The 6594-nt window shown below is 72.6% G+C and carries 8 protein-coding genes; all 8 read right to left on the bottom strand.

Annotation, left to right across the window (positions count from 1 at the left end):
* On the bottom strand, window positions 1–209 hold a 209-nt coding region (locus tag ACE3TL_RS16240; RefSeq protein WP_374579708.1), incomplete at its 3' end, for a nicotinate-nucleotide--dimethylbenzimidazole phosphoribosyltransferase.
* Window positions 206–1672, bottom strand: coding sequence for a cobyric acid synthase (locus ACE3TL_RS16245; RefSeq protein ID WP_374579709.1), 1467 nt, complete (start codon window positions 1670–1672; stop codon window positions 206–208). The genes ACE3TL_RS16240 and ACE3TL_RS16245, both read right to left, overlap by 4 nt.
* Window positions 1660–2706 carry an adenosylcobinamide-phosphate synthase CbiB gene (cbiB, locus tag ACE3TL_RS16250; protein ID WP_374579710.1) on the bottom strand — a complete coding sequence of 349 codons (1047 nt, stop codon included), beginning with the start codon at window positions 2704–2706 and terminating at the stop codon, window positions 1660–1662. The genes ACE3TL_RS16245 and cbiB overlap by 13 nt, the downstream gene beginning before the upstream one ends.
* Complete coding sequence (locus ACE3TL_RS16255; RefSeq protein WP_374579711.1) at window positions 2696–3472, bottom strand: ABC transporter ATP-binding protein; 777 nt, start codon at window positions 3470–3472, stop codon at window positions 2696–2698. The genes cbiB and ACE3TL_RS16255 overlap by 11 nt, the downstream gene beginning before the upstream one ends.
* Complete coding sequence (locus ACE3TL_RS16260; RefSeq protein ID WP_374579712.1) at window positions 3469–4446, bottom strand: FecCD family ABC transporter permease; 978 nt, start codon at window positions 4444–4446, stop codon at window positions 3469–3471. The genes ACE3TL_RS16255 and ACE3TL_RS16260 overlap by 4 nt, the downstream gene beginning before the upstream one ends.
* 145 nt (window positions 4447–4591) lie before the next feature.
* Window positions 4592–5443 carry an ABC transporter substrate-binding protein gene (locus ACE3TL_RS16265; RefSeq protein WP_374579715.1) on the bottom strand — a complete coding sequence of 284 codons (852 nt, stop codon included), beginning with the start codon at window positions 5441–5443 and terminating at the stop codon, window positions 4592–4594.
* A gap of 5 nt (window positions 5444–5448) precedes the next feature.
* Window positions 5449–6060 (bottom strand): cob(I)yrinic acid a,c-diamide adenosyltransferase, encoded by a 612-nt coding sequence (gene cobO, locus ACE3TL_RS16270; protein WP_374579713.1) that lies wholly within the window; start codon window positions 6058–6060, stop codon window positions 5449–5451.
* On the bottom strand, window positions 6057–6506 hold the full coding sequence (locus ACE3TL_RS16275) for an aminotransferase class I/II-fold pyridoxal phosphate-dependent enzyme (RefSeq protein ID WP_374579714.1): 450 nt from the start codon (window positions 6504–6506) through the stop codon (window positions 6057–6059). Before ACE3TL_RS16275 ends, cobO begins: the two co-directional genes overlap by 4 nt.
* Window positions 6507–6594: the final 88 nt, after the last annotated feature.

The following is a 6594-nucleotide window of genomic DNA, read 5'->3' on the forward strand; positions in this document are numbered from 1 at the left end:
GAGACGCCCGCCTCGTTGAGCCCATGGTCGCCCGCGAAGACCAGCAACAGCGCCCGGTCCAGGCGAGGATCGGGGCGCCTGGCGATGAGGGCCAGGCGCACGGCCAGGTCCTCGATCCGGCCGAGCGCGCCGAGCGGCTTGGCCTTGCCGTCGACCAGGGCGCGGTACGCAGCCTCCATGCTGCGGTCGAGCGGGGCGACGGGGGTCATGGGCGCAGCTCCAGCCCGGCGATGGCGGCCAGACGATCGATGGCGAAATGGGTTTCCAGGGCGGCGGCGATCTCGTCCAGGGCCGCATCCACGCGCGCAGACTGGTCGAGGCCGTCGGAGGCGGCGCCAAGGTCCCCCAGCAGGGCCGCGCGGGCGGACGCCCGGTCGAAAAGGCCATGGACATAGGCGCCGGCGACCTTGCCGTCGGCAGAGGTCGCGCCCTCCCCTGCGCCATCCTCGCGAACCAGGAACGGCCGCGCCGTACCGGCGCCCGCCGTGCGGCCGACATGGATCTCGTAGCCCTCGAAGGGCTCCCCCGACGCCAGGATCCCGCGGGCGGGGCGCAGCACCTTGTCGCCGGTCAGTACGGTCTCGACATCGAGCAGGCCCAGGCCCTCGGCGCGGCCGGGCGGCCCCTCGACACCGTCTGGATCGGCGATGACGCGGCCCAGCATCTGGTAGCCGCCGCAGACGCCCAGCACGCGCCCGCCGCGCCGGACATGGGCCAGGAGGTCGATGTCCCACCCCTGGGCGCGCAGGAAGACGAGGTCGGCGAGGGTCGCCTTGGTTCCGGGCAGGATGACGAGGTCGGCGTCGCCGGGCAGCGGCGAGCCGGGCGGCACGAAGCCGAACTCGACATCGGGTTCGGCGCGTAGCGGGTCGAAATCGTCGAAATTGGCGATGCGCGAAAGCATGGGAACGACGATGCGGACCTTGCGGCCCTCCCCCGCCTGCGCCTTGTCCAGCACCACCGCATCCTCGGCCGGCAGGCGGCGGGCGGCGGCGAGCCAGGGCGCCATGCCGAGGTCGGCCCAGCCGGTGCGGCGCTCGATCTCGGCGCGGCCGGCGTCGAATAGGCTGGCGTCGCCGCGAAACTTGTTGATCAGGAAGCCCTTGATCATCGCCCGGTCGTCCGGCTCCAGCACCACATGGGCGCCGGCCAGGGCGGCGATCACGTGGCCGCGATCGATGTCGCCCACCAGCACCACAGGAACTCCGGCGGCGCGGGCGAAGCCCATATTGGCGATGTCGCCGGCGCGCAGGTTGGTCTCGGCCGGACTGCCCGCGCCCTCGACCAGGACGAGATCGGCCTCCGCCTCCAGGCGACGATAGCTTTCCAGCACCACGTCCAGCAGGCCGGCCTTGCGGTCCTGGTAGGCGGCGGCCTTCCAGGTCCCGGCCATCTGGCCCCGCACCACGAGCTGGGCGCCGACGTCGCTCTGGGGCTTGAGCAGGACGGGGTTCATATCGACGGTGGGCGGCGTACGGCAGGCGATGGCCTGCAGCGCCTGGGCGCGGCCGATCTCCCCGCCATCGACGGTGACGGCGGCGTTGTTCGACATGTTCTGCGGCTTGAAGGGGCGCACCGTAAGGCCGCGGTTGGCGAAGAGACGGCAGAGGCCGGCGACCAGCACCGACTTGCCGACGTCCGAGCCGCATCCCTGGATCATCAACGCGGCCAAGCCAGTCCTCCCAAGGCCAGGGCGGCGGCGAGAACCGCGCAGGCGCGCAGATAGAGCCCAAGCCCGCGGCGCAGGTCCAGGGGCGAGGGCCGCGGGCCCTCGCCGAAGGTCGGCCGTGCGTGCGGAACACCGTCATAGCTGGCCGGTCCGCCGAGTCGCACCTGAAGCGCCCCGGCCATGGCCGCTTCCGGCCAACCGGAATTGGGCGAGGCGTGCTTGCGCGCATCGCGCAGCATGCCCCGCCAGCCGCGCCCGGCGACCAGGGCGATCAAGGCGCCGGCGATGCGGGCGGGGACCAGGTTCATCAGGTCGTCCGTCCGCGCCGCCGCCCAGCCGAAACAGCGATAGGGCTCCTCGCGGTGGCCGATCAGGCTGTCGGCGGTGTTGACCGCCTTGTAGGCGAAGAGCCCGGCGAGGCCGCCGACGAGGAACCAGAACAGCGGCGCGACCACCCCGTCGTTGAAGCTTTCGGCCAGGCTCTCGAGGGCGGCGGCGCAGACGCCAGCTTCATCCAGAGCCTCGGTGTCGCGGCCGACGATCATGCCGACGGCGGCGCGGGCGGCGACGAGATCACCCATTGCTCCCCCGCTGGGGGAGCTGTCGGCCGCATGGCCGACCGAGGGGGACTTCCGACTCAGCAGGCCCCCTCCGTCCCGTCTCGCTTCGCTCGCCGCGCCACCTCCCCCAGCGGGGGAGGAATTTAGCGCCTGCGATACCGCCGCTACGTGGTCGTAAAGACTGCGGGCGGCCAGGCCCAATGAACCGGCCGCTATCGTCAGGATTAGCGCCCAGCCGTGCAGGAACCTGTCGAACAGCCAACCGACGAAACCCGCCGCGCCCGCGACCAGAACCAGGACGACGATCCCGGCGAGGCGGCGGGCGAGGTCGCTCCCGCGGTTGAGGGCCTCCAGGCGGCGAAGACCGGCGCCAATCCAGGCGACGGGATGCGGGACGTGGCGGTGCAGGCGGGCCGGATAACCGACCGCAGCTTCGAGGCCGGCGGCGGCCAGGACGATCCAGGGGTCAGTCGGCACGCTCGACGATCTCGATCAGCGCCCCGCCGGCGCCGGCCGTGACCCGGGCGCGCACGCCATAGGCCTGTTCCATCACGGCAGGGGACAGCGCCTCGCCCGGCGGGCCGTCGGCCAGCACCTTGCCGGCGGCCATGACGATGATGCGGTCGGCGATACGGGCGGCGAGCGAAAGGTCGTGCAGGGTGACGACTACGCCGCGGCCCTGGTCGTGCGCCAGGCTGCGAAACAGGTCGCCGGCGTCGAGCTGGTGGCCGGGGTCGAGGCCGGTCAGCGGTTCGTCGGCCAGCAACCATTCGGGGTCGCCGGCCAGGGCGCGGGCGATCAGCACCCGGCCGCGCTCGCCGCCGGAGAGGGTGGTGACGTCGCGGTCGGCCAGGTCGGCGACTCCAGCCGCGGCCATGGCGCGGTCGATAGCGCCGGCGTCCTCGACGGAGAGGCCGCTGGAGCCGATGAAGGGGGTGCGGCCGAGGCCGACCAGGATGCGCGCCTCCACCGCCCAGGCGATCTCCGGCGTCTGGGGGATGAAGCCGATGCGGCGGGCGCGGGCGCGCGGCGCCATGGCCAGGAGATCGGCCTCGTCCAGCCGGACCTGGCCGCTCTGGGGCTTTCGCAGGCCCGCCAGGCAGGCGAGCAAGGTCGACTTGCCCGCGCCGTTGGGGCCGAGGATGGCGGTCACGGTTCCGGCCCGGAACTCGGCGGAAACGCCATCGACGGCGTCGCGGGCGCCCAGGCGCACGCGGATGTCGTGGGCGGAAAGCCGGCTCATGCGATCCTCCGGCGCATGGAAAGCAGCAGGGCGAAGAAGAACGGGCCGCCCAACACCGCCATGGCGACGCCGAGCTTCACCTCGCCCGCGGCGGGGGTGAGGCGCACGGCGATGTCGGCGGCGAGCACCAGGACCGCGCCGCCCAGCGCGCTGGGCCAGAGCAGGCCGCCCGGCCGCGCCCCGACCAGCGGCCGCAGCAGGTGCGGCACGATCAGGCCGACGAAGCCGATGACCCCGGTGACCGCCACGCTGGCGCCGGCGGTGAGCGCCACGCCCAGGGCCAGCAGCCAACGCACGCGGGTCATGTCGACGCCGAGCGAGCGGGCGCCAGTCTCGCCCAGGGTCAGGGCGTCGAGGCTGCGGCCGGTGAGCGCCAGCAGCAGCAGGCCGACGAGGATGAGCGGCAGGGCCATCTGCACCTCCTGCAGGCTGCGGTCGGCCAGGGAGCCCATCAGCCAGTTGACGATCTCGTTCACCGCCCAGGGATTGGGAGCGAGGCTGAGGGCGAGCGCGACCCCCGCCCCGGCCATGGTCTGGAGGATCACGCCGGCCAGGATGAAGGTGACGACGCTGGAGGCCTGACCCGACAGGGCCAGCAGCAGGAAGACCGCGGCGAGCGCGCCCAGCATGGAAGCGCTGGCGATCACCCAGGGCGCCGAGGCGCCGGCCCCGAGATAGAGGGTGAGCACCGCGCCCAGCGCGCCCATGGACGAGACGCCCAAGGCGCCGGGATCGGCCAACGGGTTGCGGGTATAGCCCTGCATGGCCGCGCCCGCCATGCCGAGCGCCGCGCCGACGGCGACGCCCAGGATGGTGCGCGGCAGGCGCAGTTCGAAGATGATCGCCCAGCGCGGATCGCTGGTGTCGAGCCAGTCGCTGAACGGCACCCAGACCCGGCCGGCGGCCATGCTGAGCGCGGCGAGCAGCACGGCAAGGACGCCAAGGGCGGCGAGCGTTGCGCGGCGGCGGGTCATGTGCGGCGTCCGTCAATTGCTTCCCCCCTGGGGGAGCTGTCAGCCGAATGGCTGACTGAGGAGGACCGGGGAGTCGGCAAGCCCCCTCCGTCTCGCGGCTGGGGCCGCGAGCCACCTCCCCCAAGGGTGGAGGATTTCTTCGGCATCATCCGTCTCTCCGCTTCGCAAGGGCCTCGTCGCGAGCACGGGCGAGCATGGCGGCGGTGCGGATGAGCACCGGGCCGCCGCAGAAGGTGAGCTGCTGGGGGAAGGTCGCGCGGTGCATGCGCGCCGCGACGCGGGCGAGCGCGGGATGATGCGAGACGCGGTCGGCCCAGGTCGGAGCGCCGGGCCGGGCCTGACCGGCCAGCAGGATGTCGGGCGGGTTGGCGACCAGCAATTCGAGCGGCACGTCGCCGGTGCGCGTCAAGCCGTAGCGGGAGACGGCGTTGTCGAGGCCGCAACGGCGCATCATCTCGTCCATCATGGTGCCTGGCCCCGTGGCGAAGCCGCCGGCCTGGTAGGTGATCGCGGTCAGCCGCGGCGCGCCGGGCGGCGGGGCGGCGGCGGCCAGGGCGCGTTCGATCCTGGCGACCAAGGCTTCCCCGCGTTCGGGGTAGCCGACGGCCGCGGCGATGCGGCGGACCTGCTCCAGGCTTTCCTCGACCGTATCGGGCACGGCGAAGAGCTCGGTGCGCACGGCCAGGCGGTCGAGGGCGGCGCGGGTGGCCGGGGAGGAATGGCGGCCGGTCAGCACCAGGTCGGGCCGCAGGGCCAGCACCTCCTCGGCGCTCTCATAGGTGAAGGGATAGGTCGCGCCGGCCGGGCCGATGCTGGAGGAGGTCGGCTCGTGCGAATAGTGGCTGATGGCGGCGACCTGGCCGCGGTCGGCCACCGCCACCAGGATCACGTCGAGGCAGGGATTGAGCGAGACGATGCGCTGGGGCTGGCGCGCGGGGGCCGCGCCGCCGAGGCCGAGAACAGCCCCCGCGGCGAGGGCCGAGCGCCGGGTCAGCATCCAGCTCAAAAGTCGATCCCGCGCTGGGCCTTGATGCCCGCCTCGAACGGGTGCTTGACGAGGGTCATCTCGGTGACGAGGTCGGCGATCTCGATCAGTTGCGGCTTGGCGTTGCGGCCGGTGATCACGACATGCTTGTCGCGCGGGCGCGCCTTCAGGTCGGCCACCACCCTGTCGATATCGAGATAGTCGTAGCGCAGAGCGATGTTCAGCTCGTCCAGCAGCACCAGGTCCAGGCCGGGGTCGTGCAGCATCTCGACCGAGGTCTTCCAGGCGGCCTCGGCCGCGGCGATGTCGGCGGCGCGGTCCTGGGTGTCCCAGGTGAAGCCCTGGCCCATCACCTCGTAGCGGACGCTGTCGGGAAAGCGCTTGAAGAACTGGCGCTCGCCGGTGATCCACTTGCCCTTGATGTACTGGACGATCCCGACCTTCTGGTTCCAGCCCAGGGCGCGGGCGACCATGCCGAAGGCGGCGGTGGACTTGCCCTTGCCGTCGCCGGTGTGGACCAGCAGCAGGCCGGGGGCGTCGACCTTCTCGGCCATCATGACGTCGCGCTCGGTCTTCAGGGCCTGCATGGCCGCCTTGTGCTCGGCGTTCTTCTGCTCTTCGTCGCTCATGGGCGCGTCGCCTCCAGCGCGGCCGCCAGGCGCGGCCAGTCCTTGGGTTTGGGGATGCCGAACCTGAGCCAGGTCGGCGGGTCGGAAAAGGGCCTGACGAGCACGCCGAGCCGCGCCAGGGTGAGGAACCGCTGCTGAGCGTCCGGCGCCTCCACGAGCCGGAACAGCGAAGTCCCGCCCAGTACGTTCAGCCCGGCCTTCTCCAGCAGGGCGTCGAGCCGCCGTGCATCGCCAGCCAGGCGCAGGCGCATTCGTTCGGCCCAGCCTGAATCGGCATAGGCCGCGCGGCCGGCGGCGATGGCCTCGGCGCTGACCGGCCAGTCGCCGAACTGGGCGCCGATCCGCCCGGCCAGGCCAGGCTCTGCGATCACGAAGCCCAGACGGACGCCCGGCAGGCCGTAGAACTTGCCGAAGGAGCGGAGGACGATGGTCTTGCGACCGCGCACGTCCAGATACTCCCCCTTTGGGGGAGCTGACAGCGAAGCTGGCTGAGGGGGGCCTCGATCGCCGCAAGCCCCCTCCGTCTCGGCGCCA

The organism is Phenylobacterium sp. (assembly GCF_041920015.1).
Classification (GTDB): domain Bacteria; phylum Pseudomonadota; class Alphaproteobacteria; order Caulobacterales; family Caulobacteraceae; genus Phenylobacterium.